General features: G+C 41.6%; 1 protein-coding gene. It reads left to right on the top strand.

What is annotated here, in order from left to right:
- Positions 1–108 precede the first annotated feature (108 nt).
- Positions 109–527: HlyD family secretion protein (locus R7E78_RS30215; RefSeq protein WP_318059156.1), on the top strand; the 419-nt coding region annotated here is incomplete at its 3' end.

The raw sequence follows: 527 nt of genomic DNA, 5'->3' as shown, positions 1-527 counted from the left end.
AAAGTACAAGAAATTCAAAAAAAATATGACGTGTATAGAAAAAAGGGACAGGTTTCAGAGGTCGATTATGCTGCAATTGTTAGTGTAAATAACTCTCTGAGCAATCAATTGAGTAGTCAAAAAATTGCTTACGTAGATGCGATGCGCGATTTAGAAGAACTGGAGCTTGCTGGTCCGGTAACTCAAGAGTACCGATCATTAATGCGTGAATTGGTAGTCAAACGCGCGCAACAAGAAAATTTAACTTTTCGTTCTCCTATGAAAGGGCGAGTGCTCGATGTTCATGTACACGAAGGGCAAAATGTCTCTGAAAATACTCCCTTACTTACGATCGCTCGCAATGTTACGCCGGAGATAACCGCTTTCTTAAACCCTAAATATCTCCAATACAGTAAGATGGATACTAAAGCGAAAGTTGTATTTCCTGATGGCAGAAAGTTCAGTGCAACGGTATCGAAGCCGGTTGAAGTGGTGAACAAGCTGCCTTCTGAACTGCAAAGCCCACTCGAAGGTCAACCTGCGTATTT

This window comes from Vibrio sp. YT-19(2023), assembly GCF_033337395.1.
Note: the sequence above shows the minus strand (reverse complement) of the source record. Positions and strands in the feature narration are given on the sequence as shown.